Origin of the sequence: Shewanella sp. OMA3-2 (assembly GCF_021513195.1) — a bacterium.
In the GTDB taxonomy this organism is placed as follows: domain Bacteria; phylum Pseudomonadota; class Gammaproteobacteria; order Enterobacterales; family Shewanellaceae; genus Shewanella.
In genome coordinates, this window is sequence record NZ_CP090974.1 from 113,956 (window position 1) to 129,696 (window position 15,741).

The window sequence follows — 15,741 nt, forward strand, 5'->3', positions numbered from 1 at the left end:
CAAATAATTACTGCTGAGTAGGATACCAACGTTCAATTAAATCTTGCGAACGTTTCAACTCATTTGTCCAAGTATCATCACCAATTACGGTAGGTTTTAGCATAATAATTAACTCGGTTTTTCTGGTTGAACGGCTACGGTTAGTAAATGCTTCACCAATAAAGGGAATATCACCTAAAAGTGGCACTTTAGAGACAATTTCAATGTTATCGCTTTTCATCAAGCCACCAATTACCACTACATCACCCGACGCCGCTTTAATGACAGTGTCAGATTCACGTATCTCACTTTGTGCTAACGGTAATTCTAAGGTTGACTCGCTAATTTTAATTAATTTAGTTTGCTCTTTTACATCAATAACAGAGGGATGCACATGTAACAACACATTACCATCGTCATCAATTTGCGGGGTAACATCTAACGCAATACCGGAAAAGAAAGGGGTTAATTCAACCTGCGGAGTCGTCACCGGAGTTGTGCCGGCAACAGTGGTTGATGACACATCGGTGACAAAATACTCGTCACTGCCCACTTTAATCACCGCTTTTTGATTATTAGAGGCTGTAACTCTTGGACTTGACAGCACATTAACATCACCTTGCGTATCTAGCAGACTGATCATCGCCGCAAAATCTGTGCCTTTGATATTAATAGATGTCACACCACCAACTACACTGGTTATCGCGTTACTTAATCCTTGGCCTGCACCCGTGCCAAAATCAATGTTAGTGCTGCCTACATGGCCCATAACATTATCCCACTGGATCCCTTGTTGGTATCCGTCAGACAAGGTCACTTCAATAATTTTAGCTTCTAAAATAACCTGTCGATGTAAATGGGTTTCTGCTTTTTCGATAAAATAGCGTACCTGACGTAACTCATTTGGAAATGCGCGAATAGTCACTAAGCCAGCTTGTGGAGTGACAACTACTTGACGTCCGCCGCCAGTTTCACCAATGATAGCGGTGAGGGTTTCTTTTAGCTCCCCCCAAAAATCCGTTTTTGTTTTCGAACGAATAAACGTGCCGTTTGTGTTATCGCTGCTATTACTACTATTGTTACTGCTGTTATTGCTAGAGTTGCTATTGTTACCGGAGTTAGAATTACCGCTATTACCAGAGTTTGAACTATTGTCGTTATCTGAAATACGACCAGAGCTGACTGACGTTAACGACAAACCCTCACGTTCCATATACAAATAATTTAATGAAAAAGTCTCGGTGCGCATTCCTGAAGGGAAAACACGTAATATCCGGCCTTCACGACTCACTTCATAGCCATAAATATCTTCTACAACCTGAATAGCTTCAGCTAACGTGACACTTTTTAAAGATAATGAAATTTTGCCTTGTACTTCAGGGTGCACAGCAACACTAAGTGGTGTCCCTTCTATTAATGAAGGAAAAAAGACTCTGGCATCAACTTCATGTGCTGACACGTCAAACCGACGTTCTGCGGGCAGTGGAATTGAAGAGCCAATACTGTTTTGACTATTAAGCTCACGCTGTACATCGGCTGGCATTGCTGCGGGTGGTGGTAACACTAATTTTGGTGCTTGTGCTTGCGCTAATGACTCATTAATTGATTGTTTTGATTCAGTTGGATCTGGACGATTGGTGGTTTGACATGCCATCAAACTTAATGCCAACAGAGGGGTAATATAGTTAATCGCTTTCATTGTTATTATTGTCCTATCTCTCTGTTACCGACTGGAATAGTTGGAGTTTACGGCCATCAGACAAGCTCACCTGGCTTTTCCCTATGGCCACAATACGAACCCCTTGTACCCTATCACCTACTTTCATAATTTTATTATTTATCACCGCAAACGAAGATGCGCCGTTAATGACACTACTTAGCACTAAACTTTCTGCCGTATCCGTTATAGTGACGGCTTGATAGCTCGCGCTGGGTAAAGTCGGATCACGCAATGTCTGTCCATCAGCGGCAAACACCACCAATGAAAGTAAGCTGATCACGACGTAAGGATTAATCTTGTTTAGCAACACTGATAAAGTCCTTATTAATGCTTAACGTGTATAATTCTAATTCGACATGTGCTGTAGGATGCTTAGCAACTTGATAATCTAAACGCTTCCAATAAAGTTTATCTGGCATAGATTCAACCGCTTTAACAAAATTCAAAATAGCAAAATAGTCGCCTTCAATTTGCAGTTTAATCCCATGACTGTATAGATTCATCTGATGCTGCTCGTCGTCACCCACCTTTAAAAGTGCAATGGGTGCGATAGAGCTAAATGAAATAAGTTTGATCCCTTTATCATTCGATAACAGATTAGCCAATACCGTGGGCATATAATCTGCTGGCACCATATCAACCATTTGCGCATCTAGCTCTGCATCAACCTCATGCATTTGCTGATTAAGTAAAGCCAGCCTTTGCTGATAATCCGCATTGGGATCTAACATTAATCTTTGCTGATACAACTCAATCTGCTGTTCAACTATGGAGGTTTCTTGTGCAATGCTATGCAGTTGATTATCTAATTGGTTTATTTTTATCCACTTGGCATCAAGTGGCAAAAATGCCAGCATACCAATAACGATAAGCGTTGCCGCAGCAATTAATACTCGTTCACGTTGAGTTAAATTATTAAATTTTTGTTCAACTAGCTGCCATTGTTGGTTCATTGAGCCATCTCCTTACTCACCACTGGCGTGCTGGTAAGCTTAAAGGCTAAAGGCTGATCTTCGCCTCTATCCATCGTCATAGTGGCAAAGGCAAAACCTTTCAATGTATCAGCCGTATTAAGCCGCTCAATCCATCTGGGGATACTAGCAGGTTGCTGACCAAAACCTTCAAACTCAATCTGGGTTTGATTAAAATAAATTCGACTCAACCAAACTGATGCATCAGATACCGCAGCCAAATCAGTTAAAATAGGAGAATAGCCTTGGCTAATTAACGCAGTGCGTTGTGCTAGCTCATTTTTAAGTAGGCGTTTTAATGTTAAACGTTGCTCCTCAAGCTCAACACGGGCAACTAAATCACGATCGGGAACACGCTGAGTCACCTGCAGCTCTAGCGTGTTTTTGTTTTCTGTTAACATTTGCTGTTGAGCATTAGCCTGCTGCAACTCATACTGCTTATTATTCAATTGATACCAGCCAAGACCATACAAAAGCACGCTTACACTCAGTAACACTGCAAGGGCTGTCATTAACGCCTTAAAGCTTAACCTTTGCTTGGGGGGTAAAAGCGAAGCGGTATAGAGATTAATTCTACTTTTAATCACGCTTCACTCCTTGAAAGTTCTACAAAGGCTAATTTGGCTAAATAAGCGGCCACACCTTGATGTTCAACCATACTGACAGATTGATTAAAGTTAGCCGCAACCAACTTGGCCAATGCTGCTTGCTCACCCTCTGTCAGCAAGTTAATTGCCGAAACCGGTGCTTGGCGCAGCTGACTTTCAAAATAATCCATTGAACGCTGAATCTCTAAACTTAAGTTATCCGCTAATCCACTACTTAAATCTTGTTCTTTAACATCTTGCAACTCATTAAAACCACGTACACGACGTTGCATTAAAGACTCACCTGCTTTAATGACAGTAAACAGTAATTCCTGGTGAGGTAAATGTGTCACTAACATGTGCGCCATATTATCAGCATCAAATAAGTGAGTTAACACTAACTCTTCAATAGTAATACCCGCAATGGCCAAGCCAAGTTCTTCACATGCACTAGCAATGGCAACAAGTTTATCTCGAGCAACAATCACGACATTAATTTTAGTGCTGGCGGCAACAGATGATTCAAAATAATCAAGATGAATATTGGCCACAGGTTCGGACGCCATGTCCTTAACAGCCCAAATTAATGCCTGGTTAATTTCAGCGGCCTCAACATTGGGTTTGTCGGCTTGCAGTAATTGATAATGGCTGGCTGACATAACAATTTGCACAGTAGCGGCGCCAAATTTTTGTTTAATAGCGCTAAAAGTATTGTTCCAGCTTTTTTTTACTAATGGAAATTCGGTATACGATTCGGGTTGACCTGGCATTTCAGCTTGATAGACCCACACTGAGTCCACGTCGACAAACACGCCCAATTTACCGCAAACCTCTGCTGGGCGCCAAAAAGCCAATTTATTAACAAAACCACTATTCATCTAAAAACCTTTTTGCGTGTTAAATGGTGTCGATCCCCAAAATGCTTACTGAGCCTTAAAAAGGCTATCTAACTCAAATTAAGTGTTGGCATCTAATCGCGTGTTAACATCCATTCAAACTTTTGACTATACGGTTTGCCAGTACAAATATTAACCGTTAACATTAATTCAACAAAGACGCTAACTAAAACCGAAAACAGGGCGTTATTCATGGTGAACTTATTTGTTATGTTAGCAGCTAATATTTTCTATTTTATAGAAAAATTCACCAAATAGCCCTATTTAGATAAGATAGATTGCCACGCTAAGATAAACAAGTTTTTCACAACACCTGATAACATATAAGTTTACTGACTCATCACATTTACCAGGCAATAGCATCGCCAAGAAACTGCCCCTGAGCGGCGCTAACACCTAATATTTTCAATGTTTGCCACTCTTCAAACATTTCTACTCCTTCCGCTATCACCTGTGCTTTGGAACGTAACAGGCCACCAATAAGACTACGAATATACAGCTGATTTTCAGGACGTTCATGCACCTGGCGAATAATAGAACGGTCTAATTTTACAAAATCAAAATCTTGATTTTGAATATATTGTGTACCAACAACTTGCCTGCCTACGTGATCAACACTCAACTTTGCGCCCATTTTCGATAGCATAGTTAATGTTTTGGCTAATTGTGGATGTTGCTGATATTTGATAAAAATATCTTCTGACACTTCAAATATTAACCTTGCTGCCAGCGGTCTGTGCTCAAGTAAAGTCGACTGGATCCAGCGTATAAAAGCACGACTTGTTAGTGTGTCCATGCTTAAATTCACACTATAGGTGAGTGTATTGTTTTGCATTAAACCAAATAATACTTTCTCAATAACCTGCCTTTCTACCTGAGGCATTAAGCCACATTTGTTGGCCATTGGGATAAATAGTGTGGCTCTTACTTCATTATTTTTATTATCTCTAACACGGCTAAACACTTCATAATGTAGCGGAATGTCATCACTATCCACCACAGGCTGGGTCAAAACAACAAAGCGTTTATTAACTAATGCGTTTTCTAAAAAGCTGCGCCATCTTACCGAGCCTTTGGCAATTTCCTGATCCACAGCGCCTTTATCATACATAAACCATGTATTAATTCTTTGCAATTGAGCCGCTCGCAAGGCCATTTCGGCCTCTTCAATGATCAGTAATGGCTGCTCTCCGGTTTTATAGAATGCGCCGCCAAAATGGAGATAATTATCGTGGTTGACAATATGATGATGCTTAACCAATAAGCAGTTTCTTAACAACCTGTCGGCCAACAAATCTGCTTCATCTAATGATAATTGAGGAATAACAATAATAAACTGCAATGGGGTTTTACGGGCAAAAATAACATCACTATGTTCATTAATAAGCGGCGAAATAGTGGCAACGATTTGGGTTAAAAATATTCGATCAGCTTCAATATCAGCCTTAACATCCATTAATGCATCATCATTAAATTCAAGTAGAAATATCACCCCATGGGCCACCATTTTATTATCATGGCTTAATGCATCAAGACGATTTTCAAGATACAGCCTATTACCAATGTTCGTGATTGGGTCTAGAAAAGTATTGGCTCGAATAAATTGATCTAGCCTGCCACGCTCTTGTTTGGCATCATCTAACTCATCAAGTAAACGAGATATAGCGCGATTAATGAGCCGCGGGCGCCCATTAGTGGCTTGTGACTTTGCCGCTTTAATATCACCGTCTAGAATTAATTTACTGCGCAATGCAAGTTGCTCTACCCCCTCTAACTCATGGCCAATCCACTTTAAGCCGTATCGAACAAACACACCAATGGCACCAAGTCCGATTAACAGAATTAGCGTTTCATACCACCCCAATTGATATGCGCTAAAAGGGGGAGGCACCGCAAGCGTCATACTAAGGCCACTGTCTGCGTCAATAACATGTTGATATAAAGTAAGGTTTGAATGAGAAATACTGCGAACATCTGTTTGATAAGTAAATAAGACTTTATCAGCAACATTTAAGTGAAAACGCTGAGCATGATAAGCTTTTAATACGACTGGTAACCATGTATCTAACTGGCGCTCACCATGTTGTTGATAGTGAGCCACTATCATAGATTCGAGTTCAGTGACCTTACTTTGTTGAAACCTGTAGGTCAGCTGAATAAAGCTCATCAAGGCACAAAGTAAGAAAACAAAGGCAACGGCAGCCAAAGACACTAACCAAAAGCTGGTTAACTTTTTTGTGAGAATTTGAGTAAGCTTCATTTATCCGCTTTCCTGCTGGATTTTTATTCTTTTGTAAGTATACATAATCTAAAGAGAATATTGTCGCTTTATCCCTATGCATTGTTAAAAACAACAAAAAAGGGGCATAAGCCCCTTAATATAAAATAGTATTTACGTCTATTAACATTTTTATTAGATTAATTAATAGGCTGGTATTTTGTTAATTTTAGCCACACCTGAATCAATTGCAGCTTGTGCTACCGCGCGAGCAACATTAACCAACAATCTTGGGTCCATTGGTTTAGGTAAAACATATTCAGGCCCAAAGCTAAGTGATTTAACATTAGGGTATGCTGCTAACACTTCGCTAGGCACAGGCTCTTTGGCCAAATCAGCAATGGCATAAACCGCTGCCAGTTTCATCTCATCATTAATCACTGCCGCACGCACATCTAAAGCACCACGGAAAATAAATGGGAAACAAAGCACGTTATTAACTTGATTAGGATAATCACTGCGGCCTGTACCCATGATCAAATCTTGGCGGATATTGTGGGCAAGTTCCGGTTTAATTTCAGGATCTGGATTAGAACAAGCAAAAATTATTGGCTTAGGCGCCATCAGCTTAATATCTTCTTCAGTCAGCAAGTCAGCTCCAGATAAGCCTAAAAATGCATCAGCTCCCTCAATCACATCCTTCAAGGTGCGCTTGTCAGTGTTATTGGCGAATAATGCTTTATATTCATTTAAATCATCACGGCGAGTATGAATCACGCCCTGGCGATCCAACATATAGATGTTTTCACGTAACGCGCCACATTTTACAATCATGGTCATACAGGCAATCGCGGCTGCCCCAGCACCAAGGCAAACAAATACCGCATCTTTAATATTCTTGCCCTGAATTTCAAGCGAGTTCAGCATGCCTGCAGCTGTCACAATTGCAGTACCATGTTGGTCATCATGAAATACTGGAATATTACAGCGGGCAATCAGTTCTTTCTCAATTTCAAAACACTCAGGGGCTTTAATATCTTCTAGATTAATACCGCCAAAAGTATCTGCAATAGCCGCTACGGTATTAATAAATTCTGCTGATGTACGGTGAGTCACCTCAATATCAATAGAATCAATATTAGCAAAACGCTTAAACAATAACGATTTACCTTCCATTACAGGCTTTGAAGCCAAAGGGCCTAGATTTCCTAGCCCTAAAATAGCGGTGCCATTGGTAATAACCGCAACGGTATTTCCCTTGTTAGTATATCGATAAGCATTCTCAGGGTCGGCGGCAATTTCACGCACAGGTTCTGCAACACCAGGGCTGTATGCGAGTGCTAAATCATGGCTTGATTGTGCTGGTGTAGTTAAACAAACGGCAGTTTTGCCCGGTACGGGAAATTCATGATAATCGAGGGCTTGTTGGCGAATATCTGACATTTTATCAATCCTGATTGGCTATTATAGTGAACAGTTATCTTATAAATGATGGTTTACTCAACATCAAAGAACCTTAACAATACGCTAATATAAAGTGGATATAAATCAAAAAATCAAACTTTCACCACACATCTTACCATTACAGCATCTAAGCCATTTAATAATAACTTATCATTTATGAACTTTTAAAAATCAACAAGTTAAAAGTGTAGTAAAATAACAAACATTTATCCAATTAAACCTTAAATAGCCACTAAACCCACTAAAATATTGGTAAATATAACAACAATACCGGCCAGGCAAACTAAACTATTGTTTATCACAAAATGATCTTGAAGAAGGAGGTCGTCTGCGGAAAAATTATTTTCAAAAACAAAAAAGGCGCCTAAGGCGCCTTTATTATAATTGCATAAGCAATTACTTTTTACCAAGTGCGCCGAAACGCTTGTTGAACTTGTCAATGCGACCACCAGTATCAACAATTTTCTGAGTACCAGTGTAGAATGGGTGACATGCACCACATACGTCCAAGTGCAAGCTTTTGCCAGCAGTTGAATTGACTTTAATGATGTTGCCACAAGTACAAGTTGCGGTAATTTCTGCGTACTCTGGGTGAATACCTGTTTTCATGGGGGTTACCTTAAATTGAAGGCCATGTCGCTATCTCAACCCGAAGTTGGACACCACATGCAGTTAATAACAATATGTTTTAGGCGCAAGATAATACAGCTTCTACACTTTGCACACAAGCGGTTATTTTCACCACAGAGAACTGTCGACCAAACGCCGTTAATTTGTCGCTAGTTTGCTTGCTGTCTCGCCACCAGTTCATCAAATTTTAGTTTATCTGCTTGGACATTTTGATATTGCTTTAAAATCTCCACAGATGGGCAATCTAAGGTGGCATCGGCTTTTAATTGTTGAATATTCTGAGCTGCAAATGCCTTAGGGTTTACTTCATATATCGCCAATATGGCGCCAAATATATTCGTATTCCACTGTTTATGGTTTGCCGTTGCTATCCGCCACAGACTATCTTCTGGTAACTTATCGATGACACATTCAGATGCTGAGTATGCTTCATCAGCTATCCGTTCATGTTCATTCATCTCAACACTAATAATATTATCCTCAATAGTTTCAATAACTTTTGTGGTATTAGCCACTTCACTATCAATATTAACCCGCTGAGATTGTTGATGATTAAACTGTACTACTTCAACCGGATCCGCAGCATTTTTATGGTTTGTGGTCAGCACATTACCCGCGACTAGCGCATCAAAAGATAATTTATCTTGATTTGGACTTTGAAATTGCGCCAATGTCTCACCAGAGGGACAATTCAGTGTACTGTCAGCCTTTAACTTTTGAATATTATGATTAATAAAGGCATCTGGATTGGTTTCATAAATAGCAATCATGGCACCAAATACATTGGTTCCCCATGATTTAGCATGACTTGTACCCAACTTCCACAGGGTATCTTCGACCGATTTATTAATCGTACAGCCAGATTGACTAGCGTCTGCTGACGATGAATACCTATTATTTGTAGAGGAGTTGGTTACTGATGGGGGGGAACGACTATCCGACTTAGCTGAAACAATTTGATTACGCTGCTTGTAAGCTGTCGAAGACTTCATGGTTTTAATGGCTACTGGCTTATCAGCTTGATGACTGGCGGTATGGTGGCCTACACTGTCTTTAAACAAACTCACTGGTGAATATTGCTGCCACTTACCATTACGATACTCTGACACTATCAGTGAAGAGTTTGGGTCAATTATTTTTTCTTCACCGCGCAAAATAAAGGTATTTTGCTTATGGTCATCAACAATTAGCTTCTCTAATACTATGGTATTTTTATATTTTTGACGTATGTAGAAGGTAAGCAGTGAGAGGTCATTATGATCACTGATCACATTAACATTTAGTTTGGGTAATTCACCAGCTTCAAAGTCCATGGCTTCAATACCAATATGACTTACATCAGCGACTGCAGGTTGAGTGAATACGCTAGCTGCAAATGCCGCTAAAGCGATACATACCTGAAAGGCTTTCATTTATTAATCCTTTGTCTAACTATATTCATACACCAATATTATCGTTGTCATTGTTATCGATGCGTATCCATTATGGCTCTATCTCATTTTTATTATTGATACTTTTTTTTAACAAAGCCTTACAACTATATATAAAGACCCTGATCCGCTGCAACTAAATACTGATTTATTAATGTATTAAGCCCTATAGAGCTAGATGCCTGGCTTCAATCACTTCAAATACTCGACGATCGGCGGACTTATCATTATATTCCGTCAAAACTGCATTCGATGGGCAAGTTAATGGTACATCCTTTAACAATAAGTGAATCCGTTGTTTAGAGAATGCGATCAAATTCGATTCAAATATTGCCAGCATTGCTCCATATACACTGGTACTCCACTGCTCTTTGTAACGGTTCGCTATTTTCCACAGGGTATCACTATTATTACGCTCTATGGTGCAGTTCGCCGCAACATAAGGCTGAGTTTGTAGCGTATTGACTGAAACAGGCTTAATGGGAGTGGATGAAACTGAGTGAGCAATTACTGCTGTGCTATTTTTAGCTGCTGTAGCAGTTTGATTATCCTTAGTAGGTACTATACCTGTTGGCATTAAGGTCGCACTTTTATTTGAAATAGGTGCATCAAATAAGGCCAATGTCATGATGACAGTCCAATGATTATTTTGTAACTTTGACACAACTAACTCAGCATCTGTATCTGTAACCTCTTTATCCCCTTGAACATGCAACAAATAAGGATTCACGGTTTCAGCCGTCAACACCTGCATCACACTATGTTGGTCTTGTGTTTGTTTGATAGCAAACTGATATAAAGATAAATCAATATGTTTATCGATAAAGTTAACCTTTAATACAGGCGGCTGATCTAGTTCAAATTGACGACTATTAATACTTATATGTGATACTTGTGCAGATAGCACTTGGCTATATGTCAGCACTACAACTAGCAGGAATTTACTTATCAACTCCATCATATTCATAGCATCACCTTAGTTTTTATTGTGTTTGTTATATTTATTGCCAGTTAACGGTACACTAAGTACATCTATTGATGAATAACTTAAACTGTCTGTCTGGAAACCTATGCCTGTGTATGTTGAAGTCGCCTTACCTGTGCCCTTGCGAAGAAACTTCAGTTATCGCGTCCCTGAAAAATACCTAGCTGCATTAACCATTGGTTTACGCGTTAAAGTCCCTTTTGGACGACAACAGCTTATCGGCTTAATTACTGCCATTACAGATCAATGTGATTTAGCTGAAAACCAAATCAAAAATATCACCCAGGTACTCGACTCAGAGGCTATTTTACCAGAATCTTTATATAAGCTAACTTTATGGGCTGCACGATATTACTTTACAACCCAGGGACAAATGCTTAGCCAAGCGCTACCAGTAGCGCTTCGCAAAGGGGCGGACACAGCACCACAAGCCATCACTCTTTACGCCCTTAGCGAACAAGGTCAACAAGCTCAAGTCAGTTTACTCAACCGTGCACCCGCTCAAAAAAAGTTATTTGACGCGCTTAAATTACAGTCTATATCCCATGATGAGTTTTTAAGTTTAGAGTATAGTAAAGCCGCATTAAAAGCGCTTGAAGATAAAGGCTGGGTTGAGCAAAAAACACAAGCTATCACCATTGATTTAGCCTGGCGCCAGCAATTAGACATCACCGAAACACCCCATAAACTCAACAAGCAACAAGCCGTAGCGGTATCGATTTTAAATCAACAACAAGGCTTCCACTGTAGTTTGCTCGAAGGTATTACCGGCTCAGGCAAAACAGAAGTGTATTTAGCCGTACTTGAAACCGTATTAAAACAGGGTAAGCAGGCGCTTATTTTGGTGCCTGAAATTGGTTTAACACCACAAACAATTAATCGTTTTAAACGTCGATTTGCTGTCAATATTGCGGTCATTCATTCCGGGCTTACCGACAACCAACGCCTTGATGCCTGGCGGCAAGCTAGAAGCGGCCAAGCCGCAATTATTATTGGCACCCGCTCGGCATTATTTACCCCAATGCCTTTTCCTGGGGTCATTATTTTAGATGAAGAACATGATGCCAGCTTTAAGCAACAAGAAGGCGTGCGCTACCATGCGCGCGACTTAGCCGTTATGCGAGGGCACTATGAAGACATCCCTGTCATTTTAGGCACAGCTACGCCCTCTTTAGAGTCATTGCAAAATGCCATATCTGGCCGATATCATCATCTGACGTTAAGTGAACGAGCCGGTGCGGCGCAAAAGGTTAAGCAAGGGATTATTGATATCACTAACCAGCCGCTTAAGCATGGTATGTCGGCCTCATTGATTAATGAAATGCGCATGCATTTAGATGCCGGCAATCAAGTGTTATTGTTTTTAAATCGTCGTGGCTTCGCGCCAGCATTGTTATGCCACGAGTGTGGGCATTTGCACGAGTGTGATCGCTGCGATGCTTTTTTTACTGTCCACCAAGGGTTGAACGAAATTTGCTGTCACCATTGTGGCAATCAATACGCCATTCCTAAGCAGTGTCATAAATGTGGTAGCACTATGTTAATGGGCCATGGTTTAGGCACTGAACAACTCGAACAAGCATTGACCACATTGTTTCCCAAGTACCCGGTAGTGCGTATAGACCGCGATACCACAAGACGTAAAGGATCGTTAGAAAAACAACTCCACGGTATTCATAAAGGGGAATATAAAATTCTAGTCGGCACCCAAATGTTGGCTAAAGGTCACCACTTTCCAGATGTGACCTTAGTCGGCTTATTAGATGTAGACGGTGCATTATTCAGTGCCGACTTTCGCGCACCTGAGCGGTTTGGTCAGCTGTACACCCAAGTATCTGGCCGTGCTGGGCGTGCTGATAAACCTGGTAAAGTATTACTGCAAACCCACCAAAGCGATAACCCATTACTGCGCAGTTTATTGCGCCAAGGTTACGGTGAATTTGCCCGAGAACAACTCAAAGAGCGTCAACTAGCTTTACTGCCACCGGCTTGGCACATGGTGCTTATTCGAGCTGAAGCGCACTTAGCTGCTGATGCCGACAGTTTTCTTAATCAAGTCAGCCAACTGCTGCCGCAAGATAAAGATTTTGAAATTATAGGCCCTATTCCGGCGCCATTAGACAGAAAAGCAGGCAAATATCGCCGCCAGTTAATGTTTCAAGCTAAGTCACGGCAACGATTACAAATCGAATTTGAAAAAATTATTGAATTCATAGAGCAACTGCCACAAAACAAAAAGTGCCGTTGGAGCATAGATCGCGACCCACAAGACCTAATGTAACGGGTAATATGTAACGTATTTAGGGTAAACCAAATATCAATTCTGAAAAAATTCTGCCAAGTACATAGCAATTTACCCCCATAAGCGGCTAAAATATGCGGTTCTGTCGTGTCATTCATTTACGAATTTAGTGCAAGCAAAGGCCCATGAAATCACATATTGAATCTTTACTACAACAAACCATCGCCTCGTTTATAGAACAAGGTATTGTACCTGCTGATTTTCAAGCCCGTATTCAGGTGGATCGCACTAAAGATAAAAGCCATGGTGATCTGGCCAGCAACTTAGCAATGATGCTCACTAAAGTTATCGGCAAACCGCCTCGTGACGTAGCACAACTGATTATTGATACTCTGCCGAAATCATCTCATGTGGCAAAAGTGGAAATAGCAGGCCCAGGGTTTATTAACTTTTTTATTGATGACAATGCACTGGCGAATCAATTACAGCAAGCACTTAATGACACCCATTTAGGGGTAAAGCTGCCGGCCAAACAAACTATTGTTGTCGATTACTCCTCACCTAATTTAGCCAAAGAAATGCACGTAGGTCATCTGCGCTCAACCATTATTGGTGACAGTGTGGTGCGCGCATTGGAATTTTTAGGCCATAACGTTATTCGTCAAAACCATGTTGGCGACTGGGGCACCCAGTTCGGCATGCTATTAGCGTATATGGAAGAACTTCGTGCCGCCAACGGCGAACAAGCAACATTAGAATTATCCGACTTAGAAATTTTCTACCGTGCTGCCAAAGTCCGTTTTGATGAATCGACAGATTTTGCCACCCGCGCCCGCCAATTAGTGGTTAAGCTGCAATCAGGCGATGAATATTGTAATAAGCTATGGCGTGAGTTTAATGATATTTCATTAAGCCATTGTTTAGAGGTATACCAACGTTTAGGCGTAAGCTTAACCCGTAACGACGTACACGGTGAAAGTGCTTACAATGCTGATTTAGACCAAGTGGTTGCCGATTTAGATAGCCAGGGTTTATTGACCGAAAGTAATGGCGCTAAAGTTGTTTTTCAAAATGAATTCAAAACAAAAGAAGGTGAGCCACTGCCGGTTATTATTAAAAAAGCCGATGGCGGTTACCTGTATGCCACCACAGATTTAGCTGCAATGCGCTATCGTTCAAGTGTATTAAAAGCTGATCGCGCCCTCTATTTTGTTGATTTACGTCAAGCTCTTCACTTTCAACAAGTGTTCAAACTTGCTCGTTTAGCCAAATTCGTTCGCCCTGAAATGACCTTAGAGCACACAGGTTTTGGCACCATGAACGGTGAAGATGGTCGTCCATTTAAAACCCGTAGCGGCGGCGTGGTTAAATTAGTCGACTTACTTGATGAAGCCAACGTACGCGCCCTTGAGTTAGTGCGCAGCAAAAATCCAGACATGGACCAAGCCACATTAACTGAAATCGCTCGCGTGGTTGGAATTAGCGCGGTTAAATACGCTGATTTATCTAAAAACAGAACCAGTGATTACATCTTTAGCTTTGAGCAAATGTTAAGTTTTGAAGGTAATACAGCGCCTTACTTACTATACGCTTACACCCGTGTAGCGGGTATTTTTAAACGCGCTGACGACATAGACCTAAGCCAAGCTAAAGTTGTATTAGAGCATGAAAAAGAAAAAGATTTAGGTACCAAACTTGCCCAGTTTAATGAAGTACTAACACGCATGACAGACAAAGGTCAGCCACATGTGTTATGTGCTTATTTGTATGAATTAGCAAGCGAGTTTTCTAGCTTTTATGAAGCTTGCCCTGTACTTGCTGCAGACACAGATTCACAAAAACAAAGCCGCTTACTGTTAGCACAATTAACCGCTAACACCTTAAAAACAGGTTTGTCGTTATTAGGCATTGAAACCTTAGAGCGCATGTAAATATGAGCCGAGATTACGCTAACCGTAAACCTAAACCTGTGGCAAAAGCAGCTAAAAACACGCGGGCCTCAAAACGCAAAGACGCACGCACTATGCCAATCATCCCATGGTTATTGGCAATAGTATTAGTTTCCGGTTTTGGCTATTTTTTATGGACGATTAATGGCAGCTCTGCAACAGGCTCGTCAACGACTAATAAAGCTGACAAGCCAATGACTAAACCGGCTGCAGCAAAAAAAGATCCTAATGAACTGCCGCCTAAACCTCAAGAGGAATGGACCTATCTTGAAGAGTTAGAGAACAAACAGGTGGAGGTTGACGTACCAAACTCTGGGGTGGTGTCTAGCGGACTATATCAAATGCAATGTGGCTCATTCCGTCAAGAAAGCCAAGCAAATGAGATGAAGGCGCGTATTGCCTTTATGGGTATGGAAGCACTCGTTAAGCGTTCAGAAGGCGCTAACGGAATTTGGTATCGAGTCGTTTTAGGGCCTTTTGAAAGCAAACGTGATGGTGAGCGCGGTCGTCATAAAATGCAAAAAGGCGGCATAAATACCTGCCAAATTTGGTTATGGCAATAACGCTACCTTAACTGCCATTCTAATAGCCCGAGTCATCGGGCTTTTTCATAAATGAATGTTCATCTTCTTCACTTGAAAACCTTCATCTTCTACCCCATATCCTTTAT

General features: G+C 40.9%; 13 protein-coding genes. 3 read left to right on the plus strand and 10 right to left on the minus strand.

The window, feature by feature from the left end; translation table 11 throughout:
- Positions 1 to 7 precede the first annotated feature (7 nt).
- From mshL to L0B17_RS00555, 10 genes are all read right to left on the minus strand, one after another.
- A complete protein-coding gene (mshL, locus tag L0B17_RS00510; protein WP_235086852.1) occupies positions 8 to 1,678 on the minus strand; it encodes a pilus (MSHA type) biogenesis protein MshL in 1,671 nt (556 codons plus the stop codon).
- Between the two features lie 13 nt (positions 1,679 to 1,691).
- Positions 1,692 to 2,009, minus strand: a complete 318-nt coding sequence (locus L0B17_RS00515) for an MSHA biogenesis protein MshK (protein ID WP_235086853.1) — start codon at positions 2,007 to 2,009, stop codon at positions 1,692 to 1,694.
- A complete protein-coding gene (locus tag L0B17_RS00520) occupies positions 1,990 to 2,652 on the minus strand; it encodes an MSHA biogenesis protein MshJ (RefSeq protein ID WP_235086855.1) in 663 nt (220 codons plus the stop codon). Before L0B17_RS00520 ends, L0B17_RS00515 begins: the two co-directional genes overlap by 20 nt.
- A complete protein-coding gene (locus L0B17_RS00525; protein WP_235086857.1) occupies positions 2,649 to 3,257 on the minus strand; it encodes a PilN domain-containing protein in 609 nt (202 codons plus the stop codon). The genes L0B17_RS00520 and L0B17_RS00525 overlap by 4 nt, the downstream gene beginning before the upstream one ends.
- Positions 3,254 to 4,135: a biogenesis protein MshI gene (locus tag L0B17_RS00530; RefSeq protein ID WP_235086859.1), complete on the minus strand. Its 882-nt coding sequence runs from the start codon at positions 4,133 to 4,135 to the stop codon at positions 3,254 to 3,256. The genes L0B17_RS00525 and L0B17_RS00530 overlap by 4 nt, the downstream gene beginning before the upstream one ends.
- Positions 4,136 to 4,499: 364 nt before the next feature.
- Entirely contained in the window at positions 4,500 to 6,413 is a 1,914-nt protein-coding gene (csrD, locus tag L0B17_RS00535) for an RNase E specificity factor CsrD (protein ID WP_235086861.1), read from the minus strand.
- 162 nt (positions 6,414 to 6,575) lie between these two features.
- Complete coding sequence (locus tag L0B17_RS00540) at positions 6,576 to 7,814, minus strand: malic enzyme-like NAD(P)-binding protein (protein WP_235086863.1); 1,239 nt, start codon at positions 7,812 to 7,814, stop codon at positions 6,576 to 6,578.
- Between the two features lie 417 nt (positions 7,815 to 8,231).
- Complete coding sequence (gene rpmE / locus L0B17_RS00545) at positions 8,232 to 8,444, minus strand: 50S ribosomal protein L31 (protein ID WP_235086865.1); 213 nt, start codon at positions 8,442 to 8,444, stop codon at positions 8,232 to 8,234.
- A gap of 170 nt (positions 8,445 to 8,614) precedes the next feature.
- Positions 8,615 to 9,877, minus strand: coding sequence for a hypothetical protein (locus tag L0B17_RS00550; RefSeq protein ID WP_235086866.1), 1,263 nt, complete (start codon positions 9,875 to 9,877; stop codon positions 8,615 to 8,617).
- A gap of 184 nt (positions 9,878 to 10,061) precedes the next feature.
- A complete protein-coding gene (locus L0B17_RS00555; protein WP_235086868.1) occupies positions 10,062 to 10,862 on the minus strand; it encodes a FimV/HubP family polar landmark protein in 801 nt (266 codons plus the stop codon).
- A 103-nt stretch (positions 10,863 to 10,965) separates the two neighbouring features.
- On the opposite strand from L0B17_RS00555, the gene priA reads away from it, so the two are divergent.
- The 3 genes from priA to L0B17_RS00570 all read left to right on the plus strand — a co-directional run bounded on the left by priA (position 10,966) and on the right by L0B17_RS00570 (position 15,634).
- Positions 10,966 to 13,161 carry a primosomal protein N' gene (priA, locus tag L0B17_RS00560; RefSeq protein ID WP_235086870.1) on the plus strand — a complete coding sequence of 732 codons (2,196 nt, stop codon included), beginning with the start codon at positions 10,966 to 10,968 and terminating at the stop codon, positions 13,159 to 13,161.
- 146 nt (positions 13,162 to 13,307) lie between these two features.
- On the plus strand, positions 13,308 to 15,053 hold the full coding sequence (gene argS, locus L0B17_RS00565) for an arginine--tRNA ligase (RefSeq protein ID WP_235086872.1): 1,746 nt from the start codon (positions 13,308 to 13,310) through the stop codon (positions 15,051 to 15,053).
- Between the two features lie 2 nt (positions 15,054 to 15,055).
- On the plus strand, positions 15,056 to 15,634 hold the full coding sequence (locus tag L0B17_RS00570; RefSeq protein WP_235086874.1) for an SPOR domain-containing protein: 579 nt from the start codon (positions 15,056 to 15,058) through the stop codon (positions 15,632 to 15,634).
- The last annotated feature ends 107 nt before the right edge of the window (positions 15,635 to 15,741 follow it).

Bases quoted from the DNA above. Each gene is read 5' to 3' on its own strand.
- mshL (WP_235086852.1), bottom strand. From the start codon at position 1,678: ATGAAAGCGATTAACTATATTACCCCTCTGTTGGCATTAAGTTTGATG.
- L0B17_RS00520 (WP_235086855.1), bottom strand. From the start codon at position 2,652: ATGAACCAACAATGGCAGCTAGTTGAACAAAAATTTAATAATTTAACT.
- L0B17_RS00530 (WP_235086859.1), bottom strand. From the start codon at position 4,135: ATGAATAGTGGTTTTGTTAATAAATTGGCTTTTTGGCGCCCAGCAGAG.
- csrD (WP_235086861.1), bottom strand. From the start codon at position 6,413: ATGAAGCTTACTCAAATTCTCACAAAAAAGTTAACCAGCTTTTGGTTA.
- L0B17_RS00540 (WP_235086863.1), bottom strand. From the start codon at position 7,814: ATGTCAGATATTCGCCAACAAGCCCTCGATTATCATGAATTTCCCGTA.
- rpmE (WP_235086865.1), bottom strand. From the start codon at position 8,444: ATGAAAACAGGTATTCACCCAGAGTACGCAGAAATTACCGCAACTTGT.
- L0B17_RS00550 (WP_235086866.1), bottom strand. From the start codon at position 9,877: ATGAAAGCCTTTCAGGTATGTATCGCTTTAGCGGCATTTGCAGCTAGC.
- L0B17_RS00555 (WP_235086868.1), bottom strand. From the start codon at position 10,862: ATGAATATGATGGAGTTGATAAGTAAATTCCTGCTAGTTGTAGTGCTG.
- priA (WP_235086870.1), top strand. From the start codon at position 10,966: ATGCCTGTGTATGTTGAAGTCGCCTTACCTGTGCCCTTGCGAAGAAAC.
- argS (WP_235086872.1), top strand. From the start codon at position 13,308: ATGAAATCACATATTGAATCTTTACTACAACAAACCATCGCCTCGTTT.
- L0B17_RS00570 (WP_235086874.1), top strand. From the start codon at position 15,056: ATGAGCCGAGATTACGCTAACCGTAAACCTAAACCTGTGGCAAAAGCA.